Below are 19,035 nucleotides of genomic sequence, written 5' to 3' on the forward strand. Positions count from 1 at the left end.
GTGATCCCGCTGGGATTCGAACCCAGGACCCATACATTAAAAGTGTATTGCTCTACCAGCTGAGCTACGGAATCTTAAAATTTAAATTGCCCTCTGGTAAAGACAACCTTTCATTTTCTCGACTAGCGAATTTGCCATTATAAATAGCATTTCCGTAATTGAGGGCACAAAGGTAACAGGATATAAAAAATATGCAAAAGCGAATGCGAAAATTTATTGTACTTATTTTAATATCTTTTCTTTCCTCTATTACGCTCTTTGCGCAAGTATCGCAATATCGCCTGCATACTGCCGACTCCCTTTTTGAAGCCAAACGCTACACACAGGCCCTCAGCAAGTTCGAAGGTGTCTTACAAAACAATGAATACACTCCGGCTATGTTGCTGAAAATGGCCTACATACACGAAGGCTTGGGCAATATCGCCAAGACACAATATTTTCTTAATCTATATTTTCTATCCACCAACGATGCTTCTGTACTTGATAAAATGTCGGAACTGGCCGATAAACATGGCTTGAGTGGCTATGAATTAAATGAGGCTGATCGGCTCATGATCATCATTAAACAAAATGCACATTACCTCTTTTGGCTACTCGCTGCCTTGTTGTTACTCAGTTTGTCCTGGTTGGTATATGCCCATCGAACAGAAAAAAGACCCTTGGCTCCATTTATCAGCACTGTAGCCTGTGCCACTATCTTATTTATCAGCTTTTATGCCTTGCAAGCAGAAGAAAGCTGCATTGTTATACAACCCAATACCTACCTGATGAGTGGCCCTTCGGCTGGTGCTAACCTGATTGAAATAATTGATGCAGGCCACAAACTTACCATTACAGGCAAAAAAGATGTATGGATAAAGGCAAGCTGGCGCGATCAGGATGTTTATTTAAAAGAAGAAAAACTTCTTCCGCTTACGCTATAATCCGGATCGCGTGTAATTTGCGGCCACATGAAAAAGGGAGACATTTTAGCGGATATCGTTGTTGAAACCATGGCCGCAGAGGGCAAATGCTTGTCGCGCTTAGCAGAAGGCCGTGTGTTATTTATTGATGGTGCTGCCCCTGGCGATACTGTAAATGTAGAGCTCACCCGGATCAAAAGTAATTTTTTAGAAGGCAAAGCGGTGGCCATTACCAGGTTTTCTACGCACCGCACTGATCCTTTTTGCAAACATTTTGGCATGTGCGGTGGCTGCAAATGGCAACACCTCAATTATGATCAGCAACTGCTCTATAAACAGCAGCAGGTTGTTGATAATCTGGAAAGAATCGGGGGCATTTCTGCCAAAAGTATCCGCCTCATTCTCCCCTCTGCTGATATTAAGCATTATAGAAATAAGCTGGACTATACCTTCTCGGCACAACGCTGGCTAACCCGAGACGAGCTACAGGAAAGAAAAGCAAAACAAGCACTCACACCTGATAACATCCTGCCTTTCGAACCAGCACTGGGTTATCATTTGCCTTCGTTTTTCGATAAAGTATTTGATGTTCAGGAATGTTTCTTGCAACCCGAACCATCCAACGCCATTCGCTTATTGGTTAAAAAAATTGCACTGGAACATCAGATGGATTTTTTTGATCTGCGCAACCAAACTGGCTACCTGCGCACCATTACGCTGCGCACTGCCAGCAGCGGTGAGATGATGGTGATCTTGCAAGTGACCAGCGATAAACCTGAATGGCATGAAAAAATACTTCAGGGCATTGCCGATCATTTTCCGCAGGTTACTTCACTCAATTATGTAATCAATGCAAAGCGAAATGATACGTTTCACGATCTTTCAATCGTTTGTTGGAAGGGCCTGCCTTACATTACTGAAGAGATGAAGAAGCCCGATGGAAGTGGTGTGCTGAAATTCAGAGTAGGACCCAAATCTTTTTACCAAACCAATTCTAAACAAGCCTACACCTTATATGAAGTAGCCTGGAAAATGGCTGACTTGAAAGGTGATGAACTTGTATACGATTTATATACAGGCACTGGTACGATTGCAAGTTTTGTAGCAGCAAATGCTAAAAAAGTAGTAGGGCTTGAATATGTAAAAGCTGCCATTGATGATGCTAAAATCAATGCGTCTTTAAATGGTATCACCAACACCGATTTTTATGCCGGTGATATGAAAGATTTGTTGAACGAATCTTTCCTGAAGGAACACGGAAGACCCGATGTAATTATTACCGATCCGCCACGTGCCGGTATGCATGAAGATGTCTGCAACATGCTGTTACAAGCTGCGCCCAAAAAGATTGTTTACGTAAGCTGTAATCCGGCTACACAAGCCAGAGATTTAAAAATACTGGCGCAAAAATATGAAGTAGTAGATATTCAGCCCGTTGACATGTTTCCCCATACCACCCACGTTGAAAATGTAGTCAGTTTGGTGCTGCGTTAAAAAATTGTCGACTAAGCTGTTTGGATATCAGTCGTTATAAAAACATTAGCGATTTGATAAAAGAAGCATCCGTCAGACCGCTGAAAGTGGAAACAAACAGCGGTCAGACGGATTATAGATAAGACACCGACCATCCTTAAAAAATTTGTGTTCCAATTTGTCTCTTATATTTGCTGATCAATTTTGAGCCTATGTCTATTAAAATAAGAAAGCAGGACGCCCTTAATTACCACATGCAAGGCCAGCCTGGTAAAATTGAAGTTGTTCCTACAAAAGTGTTAAGCTCGCAACTGGATCTGGCTTTGGCCTACTCACCCGGTGTGGCTGAACCCTGCAAGGAAATTGCTGCCAATAAAGATGATGTGTACAAGTATACTGCCAAGGGAAATCTTGTTGCAGTTATTACCAATGGTACAGCGGTATTGGGCTTGGGTGATATCGGCCCTGAAGCATCAAAGCCGGTAATGGAAGGTAAGGCAGTACTCTTTAAAAAGTATGCTGGCATCGACAGCTTCGATTTAGAGATTGATGAGAAAGATCCTGATGCCTTTATTAAAATTGTAAAGTCACTGGAGCCGACTTTCGGAGGTATTAACCTGGAAGACATTAAAGCACCTGAGTGTTTTAAAATTGAAACCGCACTGCGCGGCATGATGCACATTCCCATCATGCACGATGATCAGCACGGTACTGCCATCATTTCGAGTGCTGCTCTGTTAAACGCACTTGAGTTAGTGGGCAAGAAAATAGAAGATGCTGTATTGGTATTGAATGGCGCAGGTGCTGCCGCTGTTTCCTGTACACGTTTATATGTAGCCTTGGGCTTACGCAAAGAGAATGTAATCATGTGCGACAGCAAAGGTGTGATCAGAAAAGATCGACCGAACCTGGACGGTACCAAAGCTGAGTTTGCTACTACACGCAACATCACCACACTGCAGGAAGCATTGAAAGGTGCAGACGTTTTTGTTGGGTTATCCGTGGCAGATATTCTGCAACCAGAAGATATTCAGTCGATGGCAAAAGATCCCATCATTTTTGCCCTGGCGAATCCTAATCCGGAAATTGCCTACGACATCGCAATGAAAACGCGCCCTGATTTGATTATGGGAACAGGAAGAAGCGATCATCCTAACCAGGTGAATAACGTGTTAGGTTTCCCGTATATATTCAGAGGTGCGTTGGATGTGCGCGCTACAGAAATTAACGAAGCCATGAAACTGGCTGCTGTGCATGCACTGGCCTCCTTAGCAAAAGAGCCTGTACCCGACATTGTTAACAAAGCATATAATATTGAGCGGCTGAACTTCGGTCGTTTCTATTTAATACCAAAACCACTAGACCCTCGGTTGATCACCACCATTTCTCCGGCTGTAGCCAAAGCAGCCATGGACAGTGGTGTAGCTAAAAATCCAATTACCGATTGGGGTGCCTACCACGTAGAATTACAAAAGCGTATTGGTATCGATCAGAAATTCATGAACAGAATTATTGATCGCGCCAAACAAAATCCTAAACGTGTAGTTTTTGCGGAGGCCACACATCATAAAATTCTGAAGGCTGCACAAGTGCTGGTGGATGAAGGAATTGCACAACCTATTTTGTTGGGCGATCCAAAAGAAATTAAAGCCCTGATTGAAGAACATAAATTGGATTTAGATTGCCCGATTATCTATCCACGCAAGGAAAAAGAAACACTGGAGCGTTATGCGCAAAAGTTATATGAGAAGCGCCAGCGTAAAGGATTAACCTACCGCGACTGTGTTAAGCTGATGCGTGACAGAAATTACTTTGCTGCCATGATGGTGGAGATGGGTGAAGCCGATGCACTCGTATCAGGTCTTACTAAAGATTATCCTAAAACCATACTTCCTTCCTTGCAGATTATTGGTACTGCTCCAGGCGTAAAGCGCGTGGCCGGTATGTACATTGTGATGACCAAAAAAGGGAATTATTTCTTTGGCGATTGTACTGTCAACGTAGACCCTACTGCAGAAGAACTGACAGAGATCATCAAGTTAACAGCCAATGGTGCCAAATTCTTTGATGTAGAACCACGTGTGGCCGCTTTGTCGTACTCTAACTTCGGATCAAGCAAGGGTGAAATACCTGAGAAGGTAAGAGAAGCCGTGCGGATGGTAAAGGAAATTAATCCTAAACTGATTATTGATGGCGATATACAAGCCAATGTAGCGCTGAACACAGAGTTACAGCAAGAAATGTATCCCTTCAGCAAGCTGGCAAAAGACGGAGCCAATACACTTATTTTCCCTAACCTGGCCGCAGCCAATATTGCTTACAAACTATTAATGGAGATTGGTGGAGCAGAAACCATTGGACCAATCTTACTGGGTATGAAAAAGCCTGTCCATGTTTTACAATTGGGTAGTTCAATACGCGAAATTGTAAACATTGCAGCCATAGCTGTGGTGGATGCACAAGTGCATGAAGATGCAGCGAAACAGATGATCCGGTGATTTGTTGATGTGCTGATATGATGATGAGCTGATTCATTGATTTGAGAATTTGATGATTTGAAAATAAACTCAGGTAATTGCTTCTCCCGATTTCATCGGGAGAAGCAATGTGTTTTCGTAAGCAATAAAGTTTAAATAAAACAATCTGTAGAATCAGCGTCTTGCAAGAGGTGCTGATTTTTTTAATCACCAGTGCTCTAATCTTGCCAATTTTCAACTGAGAAAATCGTTGAGAAGTGTGTAGTAACAATGATACTTCCATTGTTTATAGGATTGATGACAGCAATGTGCGCAAGGCCTGAAACCTGATTGTATGGCTTTCTGCTCAGCAGAAAAAAATACCCTGTTTTCACGCTTCATGCGCTTGCCCGACTTGCAGGAAAGCATTCCGTATATTTTTAACTTTCGGTTTCCTGCCCACAAAATCTTTTTCTTCCGAAGTAAACTTCGCACTTGCTGATCCGTCAACGCGCTGTGTGCATGCATTTAGCTAAGTGCATCATGAAAAATAATACCTATCGTATAGCGCTCACCACTGTGCACTTCGCTCACACCATGTTTCATTGCTGCGCGGTAATAACCTCTGCTGCTTTTAATAGGGCGAAAATTGGTAGTGAAGATTAGTAAATCACCTTTGTCAGGTTTGAGCACGATGGCCTTGGATTGTGCCCTGGGAGTTTGCTGTATCATTACAAATTCACCACCGCGATAATCCTGCACAGGATCACTTAAAAAAAGTACGCATTGCAAGGGAAAGTAAACTTCGCCATATAAGTCCTGATGCAGGGTGTTAAAACCCTTTTCGCCATACTTAAGTATCAGGAGTGTAGGCTTTGTTTGTTGCTTGGCATGACATTGCTTCAGCATAGCCTCATGTGTTTTTGGAAAAATAGCAGGTAGCTTAAGTTGTTCCATCCACATATTGGCAACGGGCGCCAGATAAGGATAAAGGTTTTCCCGTAGTTGCTGCAAAACATCAGGCAGCGGATAGTTGAAATATTTATACTCACCCAAACCAAACCGGTAACGTTCCATCACAATGGTTTTGCGGTATAGATGTTGGTTAGTATAACATTCTTTCAGGTTGTCGCACACCTGTGCGGTGAGCAGTTGTGGAATGATGGCATAACCATGCTGGTGAAGCTGTTGTATAATGCTTGGCCAGTCAGTACTGTGTATGCTGGAAAGTATAGAAGGTGAGGCGCTGTATTGCATACGGCAAAGGTTTTAAAGAAGATGAGATTCTGAAACCTGATTCTTGCTGTATTTAGTTTTGTTAATCGCAATACTAGATCTGGCTGGGTTAAATCTTGCGCCAATAGATCAATACCACTACACGCCACACACTTAGTTAGTATGTTTTATTCAAACATATTTCTATAAATAAATTGAATGCCCATACCACAAAAATGTTTTACAATACAAAATGGACTTAACTGAATAGTTTAGTTTCTGAAACAAATTTATTGTTGCTATACACTATCCCGGTAAAATATTTCCGTTGTGATTAGCAAGGCAATACTGAAACAAATTAACGCTGACGATCTAACCATCGTTGAGCATACGTTAAGCGTATTGATAGCCGATAAGAGAAAATCTTTAGCGGAAATATTCAAAATCAAGAAGTCGGTAAGTGATACCTGCACAATACCCGTGCTGGAAAATGTCCTGGTAAAAAATATCAGCCATTTATCCTCTTCTTTTTTAATTAAATTATTTGAAGCCTGTTTTCGAAAACAAACAGATAATTACAACATTGCGCTGCTCTTGGCGGAAGAGTTTATCCGGAGAAAAGATAAAAGAGCCCAATATACTGCCCTTCGCATTTTTATAATGGTGCGTGCTGAGTATAAGCCATGGCATCGACACCATATCAATAATGTTCATCATGCCTTAGTTACCAAATACTTTACACGCTTCGAATCAAATCCATTAGTCTTTCTATTGTCTTGGTGGCAAAAGGGCGAGGCTGTATTTCTCGAAAAAGAACTGGTCGCTGGAATGGAAGCTCTTATACCTTGTGCTTTCAGCAGGGTTATCTATGTAAAGACTTTTAAAAATTTACTGGAAATTTTAAAGTTTCAGATGACAAAACGCAAGCGCGGGACCAAATTGATTGAACAGTGTGAGGCAAGCATGCCTTATGCTTTCCGTAAAGACTTTGATGTTTGGGCGAGTAACAACATGGAAAGAATTGTTCGTTCTATTTGGCTTGCCCGGCTGAAAGATGACTTGTCATCAACGATGAATGAACGCATTGAGAATGCTGTCAATCAAATAAACATGCTTACCGCCAAAGAATGGAAAACCACAGGTGATGCTTTCAAAGCATGTCTGCAGCAGCGCGAATTAAATTGGCACACAAGCATTAAACTGCTGTACACTTTTATTGAATATGATGACAAAACCTATACAGATTTGCTCATCCGGCTTGCTTATGAGGATGTAGATCGCTTGCAAAAACAATTAAATGAGAAATACGCAAAAGATGTATTGGCCAAAATCTTAAGAGACACCCTGCATGCAATAGCCATTCATAATATGGTAAAATTTGCTACACATACACCCGAAGCCCCATTGCACAACACATCAGATTCACCCATCATGCTTACATCTACAGTAATTGATCACATTCGTCAATGGGCAGAAACGGTTGATGGTCTTAACCGAAAAGCAGGTCGTGGTTTAGAGATTGTTGCAATGATCCGGCATGCCTTCATAGAACTTAATTTTGACTACTTAATGCACGCACTGAAGATGCTTGACACATATTCAGGTGTGGTTGATTTGACTGAAAGGAGAAGTTATTTTAAAACATTTGCTGAAGAGCTTAAATCTATCTTACAACCCACATCAACTAACCAGAAAGTAAAGGTATATAAGCTACTAGCCCTGAACATGCATAAAATACGTCTTGAGCAACATGTACAATACGAAATAGCAGCAATGCTCAAAAAACATGGGATAGCATGCGGCCTGTTATATAAAATTGCTTGATTGTATTAGTGTCTGAATTGTAAAACAAAAAAGGAGCTGTATTCCTACAGCTCCTCTCTCCCTTCAAAATCCAATACGCTATAATTTTGAATTTGAAATTTGCAATCTCTACTCAGTCAGCACAATCGCATCAACATTCTTCTGCTTCACTAAAGCATTCAGCTTGGGCACTTCTTGTGTGATTATTTTATTAAGTGTTGCCAGTTGTTCATCTATTTTCCCACTGATTTCCTGATATACTGCCTTAACCTGGGCGGTAGGTCGGTAGTCACTGCCACTCGCTTCGCGTGAAAGTCCGGCCAGTTTATTATTCAATCGAATCGGGAAGTTCAGTGGATCTTGTCCACTTCTGTTTTTAGTCTGATACAAAGCCTCCTCCACTTTCTTCATATCGGCTAAAATGGTTTTGGCAAGTTCTGTTACATCCTTCATGTCTTCTTTTCCTTTCATCGGTTCGGTAACACGGTTAATCTGTTCGCGCGCGGTGCGAATGCGTTTCACTGCATTGTTGGTCTCGCTCAGTTTATCTCTCACCAACATCAGAAAATCAAATTGTGCTTTAATATCCTCCACACTACCTTCAGTACGTGGATCTTTTACAATTTCAAATTCTGTTTCCTGTGTTTGGCCGTTAATGGTGAGCTTAGCCTTGTATTTACCTGGTATGGCTTTAGGTCCCATCAATCCCCCACCCCACATAATCAAACCATCAAAGCCATCGGCATTGGCATAACGCATATTCCAGTTAAAGCGATTAAATCCAGGCTTCACCGCCATGTCTTCTTCTTTGGCTTTTTTATTTGGCTTGGTACTGAATTTCTTAATCAGCGTGCCGCTCATTTCCATAATCTCCAAAGAAGCTGTGAGCTTGGCCGTATCTTTTACATAGTAATGAATTAGCACACCGTTGGGATGGTTCTTACCTTCTGTTTTAGAATCGCCTCCACGACCACCCTGGCCTCCATTCATGCGGTAGCTGTGCAGTGGTTTAAACAAATGAAAATCTGCTTTGGCTACTGTTTCGTTTAATTGATGCAGTGGTGTAAGGTCATCAATTATCCAGAAACTTCTACCTTGTGTAGCAGCAATCAAATTGTCGTTCTTAATAGTTAAATCTGTAATAGGTACTTTTGGTAAGTTTAACTGAAAAGGTTTCCAGCTTGCACCATCATCAAAAGAAACATACATACCAAATTCAGTACCGGCATACAACAGACCTGCACGCTTCGGATCAACACGTACTACGCGGGTAAAGTGTGGCGCTTTAATGCCATCGGTAATTTTAGTCCAGGTTTTTCCATAGTCTTTTGATTTATATAAGTAAGGCTCATAGTCGCCTGACTTATAACGTGTACCCGCCACATAAATACCGCCCTTGGTATGCGGATCAAATTCAACACTGTTAAACATAACCCACTCAGGCATGCCTGCAGGTGTTATCTTCTCCCAGTTTTTACCGCCATCTTTAGTAATGTGCAATAGACCATCATCAGAGCCGGCAACAATCAAATCTTTTTCATAAGGCGATTCGCCCACCGCGAAAATAGTACAGTAGTATTCAACGCTGGTGTTGTCTTTTGTAATAGGTCCGCCACTGGGCCCCATTTTACTAACATCGTTGCGGGTTAAATCAGGGCTGATAATTTCCCAGCTCTCGCCACCATTGCGTGTCATGTGCAATACGTTAGAGGCTGCGTACAGTTTTTTATTGTCGTGTGGTGAAAAGAAAATCGGGAAGTTCCACTGAAAGCGATACTTCGCACCTTCTGCACCATGTCCCATCGGGTTATCAGGCCATGCGTTGATGCTGCGCTCTTCTTTGGTGCGGTGATTTAAGCGTGACAAGTAACCATCATAGCTGCCACCATACACAATATCCAGATCAGTAGGGTCTACAGCAATGTGACCACTTTCACCCCCTGCGGTTTCTTCCCAATCATGGTCGCCAATGCTATTGCCATCGGTGCGGTGGTAGATACGCACCGTTGAGTTGTCTTGCTGCGCACCGTAAATTCTATAAGGAAAATGATTGTCAGTAATGACGCGATAGAACTGTGCCGTAGGTTGGTTATGATAAGTCGACCAGTTCATGCCTCCATCATACGAAATACTTCCGCCACCATCATCGCCCATAACCATGCGTTGGTTATCTTCTGGTGCTATCCACAAATCGTGGTGGTCGCCATGGGCAGCATTAAAAGCCTGAAATGTTTTTCCACCATCTTTGGAACGGTGATAGGAAACATTCAGCACATATACCATGTCTTCTTCTTTTGTATCAGCATAAATTCTGGTGTAGTACCAGGCGCGCTGACGCAGCGCGCGGTCGTCATTCATTTTTTTCCAGGTAGTACCGGCATCATCAGAACGGTACACACCACCATTATCGTTTTCAATAATGGCATAAACACGGTTTGAATTAACAGGCGATACCGTAACACCTGAAATACCCCAAATGCCTTTAGGAAGTCCGTTGTTTTTGGAAATATTCGTCCAGGTTTCCCCGGCATCTGTACTTTTCCAAAGGGCTGAACCCTCTCCCCCGCTCTCTAAACTATACGGTGTTCTGCGGATGCGCCAGGTAGAAGCATATAATACACGTGCATTGTTAGGATCGAAACATAAATCGACCGCCCCGGCATCTGCATTGGCAAACAAAACACGCTTCCAGGTTTTACCACCGTCAGTCGTTTTATAAACGCCACGTTCTTCCGAAGATTTGAACAAGTCGCCCATAACGGCAGCGTATACTAGATCAGGATTCTTAGGATCGATACGGATACGTGCTATGTGTTTAGAATCTTTCAATCCTACATGGCTCCAGGTTTTTCCGGCATCTAGTGATTTATACACACCCTCACCAAAGGAGACGTTACCGCGAACAGTTTTTTCACCTCCACCTACATACAATACATTGTTATCCCACTCACTTACAGCTACTGCTCCGATAGAGTTTCCGAAAAAGCCATCAGAAATATTTTCCCAGGTACCACCACCATCCGTAGTTTTCCACACACCACCACCCACTGATCCCATGTAGAAGAGGTTGGCTTTGCCGGGTACGCCTGTTACTGTTGACGAACGGCCTCCGCGAAAGGGGCCAATGTTGCGCCATTCCATGCCGGCATAAAGTTTATCATCGTAAGTGACAGTGGCCTTGGCGGGTGCACTGCCTTTTTTCTGTGCCAGACCTGCAAATGTTGCAGTGAAGAGCACAAAACTGAGTAGAAGTAATTTCTTCATAGATTTAATGTTTCCGTATTATCGGTTTTTAAGGGATAATGAGTTACTAATTATGCACCAAACGCACTTGCGCTTTTTTATGAAAGGTTAATTTCGTTTTTTGGGAGTGTTTACTTCAACACGTAGAAGTCTTTAGGTTGGTGAAGGCGTGAAATAACACTTCAACAGCTTCTGGCTTTATTTAATTTTTTGATATCATGAAACAAGATTATCGTTCGCTTTACTCTGTTCCTGTCGTAGTAGCCTCACTGGGTTACTTCGTTGACATTTACGACTTACTACTGTTTAGCATTGTGCGCATTACCAGCTTGCGCAGCCTGGGTGTTGCCGAAGAAGATTTGATGAGCACAGGAGAATTTCTGATTCAGTCGCAAATGTTTGGCCTGCTGGTAGGTGGTATTATCTGGGGCATCATGGGCGACAAACGTGGAAGGCTTTCTGTTTTGTTTGGTTCTATCCTCCTGTACTCATTGGCCAACATCGGCAATGGTTTTGTGACTACGGTAGATCAGTATGCTTTGCTGCGTTTTATTGCAGGAGTAGGTCTGGCGGGTGAATTAGGTGCCGGTATAACCCTGGTTTCTGAAGTATTGTCGAAAGAATTGCGTGGCTATGGCACCACCATAGTAGCCTCTGTGGGATTAATGGGGGCCGTGCTGGCCAATATTGTAGCACGTCAGTTCGATTGGCAGATCGCTTACTTCATTGGTGGTGGATTAGGTTTATTGTTGCTGGTGGCACGTGTCAGCATTTTCGAGTCGGGCATGTACGAAAAAGTGAAAACGGAAAATGTAAAGCGTGGCAATTTCTTTCAGCTCTTCACTAACCGCGACCGGCTGCAGCGTTTTGTTTCTTGTATTTTTATTGGCTTACCCATTTGGTTTGTGATCGGTATTCTCATCAGCTTCTCGCCTGAGTTTGCCAAAGCATTAGGTGTTTCGGGCACTATTATCGCGGGTGATGCCGTCATGTTCAGTTACATTGGTCTGGCTGTAGGCGATTTAAGCAGTGGTTTGATCAGCCAGTGGCTGAAGTCGCGTAGAAAAGTAGTATTGCTCTACATTTTGCTAACACTTGTCTTCATCCTGTTGTATTTGTTTAATCCTTCCGATTCAGCGGTCGTATTTTATCTGATTTGTTTTGGACTGGGTGTTGGCACTGGGTATTGGGCTTTGTTTGTTACCATTGCTGCAGAACAATTCGGCACGAACCTGCGCGCTACGGTGGCCACTTCGGTACCGAATTTCATCAGGGGTACCGTTGTACCGCTGGTAGCCTTATTTAGTTTGTTACGCCCGGTTTTAGGTATTACCTGGGGCGCATTTGTAGTGGGTTCATTTACTATTTTCATCTCCCTTATTGCTTTAAAATACCTGAATGAAACATTTGCACGCGATCTTAATTTTTTGGAAGAAGATTAAGTGGTACCTTGAATAAACGTGGACAGGAGATGATCGCAATGACACCAGCTAAAATTTTTCCTAGAACGTACCGGTTCTTTCTGGTACGCTACAGCGCCACACTCGATCCTGACTTTACTCGTGCAAGACTTTTACTAAGCTTTGTTCTTATTACATCCTTCATTAGTGTTATCTTCTTTATTGCCTACCAGTTTTTTAACACCAACATTCCAACCTATATCTATTTAATCACACCACTTTTTTTATTTTTCATTGCTTTTTTACTCCGGTCAAAACTCAGCCTTGACTTACTTACAAATGTAATGCTGCTCTTTTACTGGATTATTTTTTCATTAGGTGTTTATTTTTCAGGGGGCATTCATTCAGTAGTGTTACCCTGGCTTACGCTCTTGCCTTTTGTTGCCAATGTTTTTAATAATTATAAAAATGCCATTGCCTGGTTTGGAATAATTGTAGTTACTGTTTTGTTTTTTGCTTTAGTGGACGATCGCATACCTGTCCTCACTTTTTCAGACGATCCTTGGCGTGCCTTAATATCTTATACAGGTTTGGCTTCATTGCTTTTTTTCTTTACCACCTTCTACCATAATACACAAACACGTTTTATCAACTTGCTGAAAGAGCGTAACCATTTGCTTTCTGAAAACCAGGATGAACTGCAAACACAAAATGAGGCGTTAAAGAAACAACGGGATGTTATTGAGCTGCAGCAGGAACAGATAAAACAGATTAACGAACAATTAAAAGATAAATTGAATGAGATCGCCAGCATTAATGATGTGCTGGAAGAACAACGAGAAATACTGATGCACCTGACAAAATGCAGGTGGATAAAAGAGGGCGAATTGCAAGGAGCGCTGAAAGAGGTAGCCCTGCTGGCCTCCAAAGCCATGGGCATTTCGCAAGTAACTGTATGGCGTGTAAATGACACCCAGGACAGGCTGAAGGCAATCATGAGTTACAACGCCCTCACTAATCAATTTACATCAGGTATCAGTTTTGAAGTGGCAGGCTACCAACTGTATTACGAGGTTTTATACGCTGAAAAAATTGTAGCGGTGGAAGATGTTTTTTTACACGACCTTACTCGACAGAATGTTGACGATTACTTTATTCCACAAAATATTAAATCATGCATGGATGTGCCCTACTACATTGGCGGTAATCTGGGAGGCACGGTAAGCTTTGAGAATCATGGGGAAACACGGAAATGGACGAGCCAGGACAAAAATTTTGCAAAAGCATTGGCTGACATTGTAACCCTGGCCATAGAATCTGCGTGGAGGCGTGAGTATGAAGAGAAAATACGAGAACAGAATGAGGCCATTTCGCAGATAAATAAAGGATTGGAAGACCGCGTGCGAAGACGCACAGAAGAATTAGAGCGCCAAAATGAGAAACTGGCTGAATATGCCTTCATTAATTCGCATGTTTTGCGTGCGCCCCTGAGTCGTATGCTGGGGCTGATTCACTTGATGGAAATGACAGATAAAAAAGACTTGCAACTGATTGACTACCTGAAGAAATCAGGGGAGGAACTGGATGCAGTTGTAAAAAAAATAAACACAACTTTAGCCGAGCGAGCTGACTTGGCACGTAAAGATTTTAGGTAGTTTTGTACAATGGCTTATAGGGGGATCTTTTTCTGCATTTTTCTGCTTGCACTACTGTCTTTTCAGGTGCTAGCACAGGATTATGACCGTATTGCGGGAATCAAGCAGAAACTGTCGGCCACATCGGAAGGAACGGAGCAGTTTCAGTTATTGGGCGATCTGGCTTTTGAATACCGTTTTGCTCACCCCGACTCCACTATTTATTTCAGCCAAAAAGCCTACGACCTGGGGCTAAAGTTAAATCTTAAGCTTGGCCTGGCACGCCCCTTCAATTTCATGGGTGTTGCTTATAACTATAAAGGAGACCGCCTGGCCGCTTATGAGGCGTATTCAAAGGCGCTTGAACTTGCAAAGGAGCAGAATGATACACTACAGATAGCACATGCTGAAAATAATATAGGCAGGGTTTTCTTCGACCAGGGTTTGCTGTCAAGATCCTATGATCATTTCTTAGATGCCATTCCCATGTTTGAAGCTTTGCAGGACTCTACAGGCATGGCCTATGGCTACCAAAGCCTTGCTAATCTTTACAGAACGCAACGCGACTATACTAAGTCTGAAGAGTTCTTTGTAAAAGCCCTTGCCATTCGATTAAAGTTGAAAAGAACGCGCGACATCATGTCTGCTTACACTTACCTGGGGCGCTTGTACAATGAGTCCGGCAATTATGCTAAAGCAACTGAGTGTTATCTAAAAGCAGACTCTGGTTACTCTTCTACGAATGACCAAATCAACCTGGCTGAGACAAGAATTTTTTTGGCAGAGAACTACATTGAGGATAATAAAATAAAAGAAGCGGATGAAGTTTTCAAAAGAGGATATGAGGTTATCAGCAAAAGCAATGTGATACGCTTTCAGCCCCGTGCGCATATTACACTTGGTAAAATAGATTTTCTGAAAGGCGATTATAAAGGGGCAAAAGCAGAGTTTGAAAAAGGTTTATCAGTTGCCAGGGATATTAAAGACATTGCCCTACAAATGGAGGCGCATTTGTACTTATCAAAAGTGGCAGAAAAACAAGCCAATCCATCAGCCCAACTTAATAACTACAATAAATATCTGATCTTAAAAGATTCACTTAAAGACCTTGACGTGGCACGTCAGGTAGAGAGATTACAATTTGAATTGCAGATAGAGAAGAAAGACCAGGAGAATAAACTACTAAAGATTAATGAAGAGCGTAATAACGCCATCATTACACAACAACGCTATCAGAACATTGCACTTTTTGCAGTTGTTTTTTCGCTGCTTATTGTCGGCTCGCTGATCTGGAGAAACAGCCGAAGGAAAGCTGTAGCCAATGACGCACTCGCTAAACAGAATGCAGAAATAGAAAGCCAGCGGGTAGAGATTTTAAAACAAAATGAAGAACTGGCTAATCAAAATTTAAAATTATCAGAATTGAATCATGAGAAAGATACCTTGATGAGTATTGTTGCGCATGATTTAAAATCACCACTCAACAGAATCAGAGGCCTGGTAGAAGTAATTCGTTTAGAACCTAACGGACTGAATGAAGATCAACTCAAGCTCCTTAAAATGATTGAGACCTCAACACAAGCTGGTGTAGATCTGATTACAGATTTACTGGATGTGCACGAGATCGAGGAAAACCGGAATGTGTTAAAAGCAAGCATCGACATCCCATCCTTCTTACGCAACAGACTGGATAATTTCCGCTCTGTTGCCATTGCCAAAGGCATCGATATTAAACTGGATAACGGTCAGGTGGGAGAAGTACAATCGGATGTTGAATACCTCAGCAGAATTTTAGATAACCTCTTGTCTAACGCTATTAAATTTTCTCCGAAGGGCTCCATCATCCACATGGCCTCTGGCAGAGAAGGAAACATGGCCTGGATTTCAGTAAGAGATCAGGGGCCAGGCTTTCAGGATTTCGACAAAACATTAATCTATCAGAAATTCAAGCGCCTCAGTGCCAGACCTACTGGTGGCGAAAGCTCGAATGGATTAGGACTGGCCATTGTCAAAACACTTGTCGATCGTCTTCAGGGTGAAATTATTCTCAATACTGTTTCAGGTAAGGGTAGCGAATTCGTCATCAAATTCCCGGCCAATTAACTTAAAATTGTAAGCATCCCTCCTTGCATCATCAATTGTAGTTTGCCTAAGCTTTAACTAGAGATCATAAATCTTAGGTAAACTTGCGTTTCAAATATCTGATGGCAGACTCCGCAACATGGGAATTAAAAATTAATCCTTCGTATTGATCAGGTAGTTTAGAAATGCACAGATGTTGAAGAAATGCTGATTATAACTTGTGCTGCTATCATTTACAATGCAGCCCTAAAACCACTTGCCTTATAGTTTGAACCTCCTGCATCATAATTCCTACGCTGCAAATAAAACTAAACAGTTGTTTTAACCATCTTTGATAAAAGAAGTATCTTAAGATAGGCCTAAACCCATTCTTATGTTTAGAAATAACCTGAAAATTGCACTACGCAACCTGCTCAAGCAAAAGATTTACACCGGTATTAATATTGCAGGCCTTGCGGTAGGCATAGCCAGCTGTCTGCTGATTATGTTGTATGTACAGCATGAGTTTTCGTACGACCGTTTTTTTCAGGATCATGAACGTATTTACCGAATGGTGCTGGAAAGAAAATATCCCACACATGCTACTTACTACGCGATCATTCCAAATTCTTTTGAGGGTGTTATTAGCAGAGAGCTTCCTGAAGTGGAGGTGTCGGCTAATGTTTTTGCTTTTAATAAATTTACACTCAGCTATAAAAATGAAACAGATGAGGTAAAAGAATTTGATGAGGACTTTGTCTTAGCAAGTGACTCAAATTTTTTCAGGATGTTCAGCTTCCCGCTGTTAAAAGGAAACAGGAATACCGCACTTACGCAGGCAAATGAAATTGTTATAACACAAGAATTCGCCTCACGTTATTTCGGTGAAAATGAAGCCATCGGAAAAATACTGAATGCAAGACAGCAGACTTTTAAAGTAGTCGGTATACTTGCCGATATTCCGGAGCATTCGCATTTCAGGTTTAGCGCCATTCTATCTTCCAGCACTTATCCTTTTACAAGGCAGGAAAATTTCACAAGTTTTTCAACCTATACCTATGTGAAGCTGAGACCCGGTGCACTACCTGAGAATTTCGAAGCTAAAATGCCTGCAATAGTCGATACTTATGCAGCTGCACAAATTGAACGCAATCTGGGTAAGTCGTGGGTTGATTATACAAAAGAAGGTAATGGTTATCGGTATTTTTTACAATCACTCTCCACTATTCACCTTGATCCGACCAATCTTGAAGGACAGATGAAGGCTCCTGGAAACAGTACGTCTGTTTATATCATGATTGCTGTAGCCATCCTGATTTTGATTATTGCCTGTATTAATTTTATGAACCTGGCAACCGCACGTTCTGCTGAGCGTGCCAGAGAAGTGGGGGTTCGTAAAGTAATGGGTTCTTTCCGACAGCAACTTGTTTACCAATTCCTTACTGAATCATTCCTACTCAGTTTTGTTGGTGTGTTGTTAGCCGTGTTGATACTCTATGCACTGCTTCCATATTTCAATGAACTCACTGAAAAACAACTCATACTGCCTTTCACCTATGGTGCAGTTGGTTTAGTATTCGCGTTGGCTTTGCTGGTAGGTTTATTGGCCGGAAGTTACCCTGCTTTTATCCTATCCTCTTTTAATCCGGTAACAGTTCTTAAAGGAAAATTTACGGGTAGCCAAAGTGGTAAATGGATACGCAATGGTTTAGTTGTGTTCCAGTTCTGGATTTCGATTATGCTCATGATTGGCACTTTGGTTATACAAAAGCAAATGAAATTTATGTCAGAGAAATCATTGGGCTTTGACAGAGAACAGGTACTGGTTGTTGATAGAGCTTTTGCATTAGGTCCATTATCACGCACCATGATAGAAGAATTCAGAAATTTACCCGAAGTGATTGGTGCCTCCGGAGCTTTTGCCATACCCGGGCAGGAGGGCGATTTTTTTGGTATACAATTTCAACCGGAAGGGTCGTCTGAAATTTTGACTACCAAAGCAATGGTGGTAGCCGATCAACTTCCGGAAGTATTGGGCATGACATTATCGGAAGGCAGGTGGTTTGCTGAGGAAACAAATGATTCATTGCACTTGATCTTAAATGAAGCGGCTGTAAAAGTAATGGGCATTGAAAATCCTGTGGGGCGTACTTTAATGGAAGTACGACAAGGACCGGACGGTAATATTTTCCTGCCTATAAAAATAATAGGTGTTGTTAAGGATTTCAATTTTATGTCGCTGCGCGATGAAATAACCCCACTGGTATTACAAAGTAATGAATCGTATGGAGGAGCCAATCAATATATTGCTGTGCGTTTAAAACCAGATCAAATTCAAGCAGGTATTCAAGCTATTGAAGCTAGGTGGAAATCACTGGCTCCAGAACAAGGATTCAAATTTTCATTTCTCGATCAAAACCTGGAAGCACAATATGTAAGTGAACAACAATCTGCAAAATTATTCGCAGTCTTTTCAGGCTTGGCTATTTTTGTTTCTTGCATTGGCCTGTTTGCCTTGTCGGCCTACATTACCAGTTTGCGCACCAAAGAAATCGGTGTTCGTAAAGTATTGGGTTCTTCTGTAAGCGAGGTTGTCATTCTATTGTCAACAGACTTTACCAAAATGATTTTATTAGCTTTTGTACTGGCAGTGCCTGTATCATGGTATGTAATGGAGCATTGGTGGTTGCAGAATTTTGCCTTTCGCATTCCGATGGATGCCGGCATTTTTATACTATCCGGTGGAGCCGCTCTTCTCATAGCCTGGATTACGGTAAGCTATCAATCTATCAAGGCAGCCATACAAAATCCGATTGGGGCTTTAAGGAGTGAGTAGTGCCTGAGGCAT

The 19,035-nt window shown here is 42.0% G+C and carries 11 protein-coding genes and 1 tRNA gene; 8 read left to right on the plus strand and 4 right to left on the minus strand.

Going from position 1 to position 19,035, the window contains the following annotated elements; genetic code table 11:
* Position 1 precedes the first annotated feature (1 nt).
* Positions 2 to 74 (minus strand) — tRNA-Lys (locus tag ACO1XM_RS08315).
* 129 nt (positions 75 to 203) lie between these two features.
* Here ACO1XM_RS08315 and ACO1XM_RS08320 point away from each other — a divergent pair.
* The 3 genes from ACO1XM_RS08320 (at position 204) to ACO1XM_RS08330 (ending at position 4,873) form a co-directional block, all read left to right on the plus strand.
* Positions 204 to 923 carry a hypothetical protein gene (locus ACO1XM_RS08320; RefSeq protein ID WP_486227784.1) on the plus strand — a complete coding sequence of 240 codons (720 nt, stop codon included), beginning with the start codon at positions 204 to 206 and terminating at the stop codon, positions 921 to 923.
* A gap of 27 nt (positions 924 to 950) precedes the next feature.
* Positions 951 to 2,396, plus strand: coding sequence for a 23S rRNA (uracil(1939)-C(5))-methyltransferase RlmD (gene rlmD / locus ACO1XM_RS08325; RefSeq protein WP_486227785.1), 1,446 nt, complete (start codon positions 951 to 953; stop codon positions 2,394 to 2,396).
* 191 nt (positions 2,397 to 2,587) lie between these two features.
* Entirely contained in the window at positions 2,588 to 4,873 is a 2,286-nt protein-coding gene (locus tag ACO1XM_RS08330; protein WP_486227787.1) for an NADP-dependent malic enzyme, read from the plus strand.
* Positions 4,874 to 5,086: 213 nt separating this feature from the next.
* Here ACO1XM_RS08330 and ACO1XM_RS08335 read toward each other — a convergent pair whose 3' ends face one another.
* Together ACO1XM_RS08335 and ACO1XM_RS08340 are read right to left on the minus strand one after the other, a co-directional pair.
* A complete protein-coding gene (locus ACO1XM_RS08335; RefSeq protein ID WP_486227789.1) occupies positions 5,087 to 5,359 on the minus strand; it encodes an Ada metal-binding domain-containing protein in 273 nt (90 codons plus the stop codon).
* Positions 5,360 to 6,088 (minus strand): 2OG-Fe(II) oxygenase, encoded by a 729-nt coding sequence (locus ACO1XM_RS08340; protein WP_486227791.1) that lies wholly within the window; start codon positions 6,086 to 6,088, stop codon positions 5,360 to 5,362. It abuts the gene before it with no gap.
* A 288-nt stretch (positions 6,089 to 6,376) separates the two neighbouring features.
* Between ACO1XM_RS08340 and ACO1XM_RS08345 the strand changes: the two genes are divergently transcribed.
* A complete protein-coding gene (locus ACO1XM_RS08345) occupies positions 6,377 to 7,870 on the plus strand; it encodes a hypothetical protein (RefSeq protein ID WP_486227793.1) in 1,494 nt (497 codons plus the stop codon).
* A gap of 108 nt (positions 7,871 to 7,978) precedes the next feature.
* Here ACO1XM_RS08345 and ACO1XM_RS08350 read toward each other — a convergent pair whose 3' ends face one another.
* On the minus strand, positions 7,979 to 11,113 hold the full coding sequence (locus tag ACO1XM_RS08350; protein ID WP_486227795.1) for a WD40/YVTN/BNR-like repeat-containing protein: 3,135 nt from the start codon (positions 11,111 to 11,113) through the stop codon (positions 7,979 to 7,981).
* A gap of 197 nt (positions 11,114 to 11,310) precedes the next feature.
* Between ACO1XM_RS08350 and ACO1XM_RS08355 the strand changes: the two genes are divergently transcribed.
* The 4 genes from ACO1XM_RS08355 (at position 11,311) to ACO1XM_RS08370 (ending at position 19,023) form a co-directional block, all read left to right on the plus strand.
* Positions 11,311 to 12,534, plus strand: coding sequence for an MFS transporter (locus ACO1XM_RS08355; RefSeq protein WP_486227797.1), 1,224 nt, complete (start codon positions 11,311 to 11,313; stop codon positions 12,532 to 12,534).
* 8 nt (positions 12,535 to 12,542) lie between these two features.
* Entirely contained in the window at positions 12,543 to 14,147 is a 1,605-nt protein-coding gene (locus ACO1XM_RS08360) for a GAF domain-containing protein (RefSeq protein ID WP_486227799.1), read from the plus strand.
* Positions 14,148 to 14,213: 66 nt separating this feature from the next.
* The gene (locus tag ACO1XM_RS08365) at positions 14,214 to 16,229 is read left to right on the plus strand and encodes a tetratricopeptide repeat-containing sensor histidine kinase (RefSeq protein ID WP_486227801.1); all 2,016 of its coding nucleotides are present in this window, start codon (positions 14,214 to 14,216) and stop codon (positions 16,227 to 16,229) included.
* A gap of 352 nt (positions 16,230 to 16,581) precedes the next feature.
* Positions 16,582 to 19,023, plus strand: coding sequence for an ABC transporter permease (locus ACO1XM_RS08370; RefSeq protein WP_486227804.1), 2,442 nt, complete (start codon positions 16,582 to 16,584; stop codon positions 19,021 to 19,023).
* Positions 19,024 to 19,035 lie beyond the last annotated feature (12 nt).

It is taken from the genome of Chryseotalea sp., assembly GCF_057350905.1.

Coding starts and splice junctions, on each gene's coding strand:
- ACO1XM_RS08330 (WP_486227787.1), top strand. CDS start 2,588: ATGTCTATTAAAATAAGAAAGCAGGACGCCCTTAATTACCACATGCAA.
- ACO1XM_RS08350 (WP_486227795.1), bottom strand. CDS start 11,113: ATGAAGAAATTACTTCTACTCAGTTTTGTGCTCTTCACTGCAACATTT.
- ACO1XM_RS08340 (WP_486227791.1), bottom strand. CDS start 6,088: ATGCAATACAGCGCCTCACCTTCTATACTTTCCAGCATACACAGTACT.
- rlmD (WP_486227785.1), top strand. CDS start 951: ATGAAAAAGGGAGACATTTTAGCGGATATCGTTGTTGAAACCATGGCC.
- ACO1XM_RS08320 (WP_486227784.1), top strand. CDS start 204: ATGCGAAAATTTATTGTACTTATTTTAATATCTTTTCTTTCCTCTATT.
- ACO1XM_RS08370 (WP_486227804.1), top strand. CDS start 16,582: ATGTTTAGAAATAACCTGAAAATTGCACTACGCAACCTGCTCAAGCAA.
- ACO1XM_RS08335 (WP_486227789.1), bottom strand. CDS start 5,359: ATGCATGCACACAGCGCGTTGACGGATCAGCAAGTGCGAAGTTTACTT.
- ACO1XM_RS08355 (WP_486227797.1), top strand. CDS start 11,311: ATGAAACAAGATTATCGTTCGCTTTACTCTGTTCCTGTCGTAGTAGCC.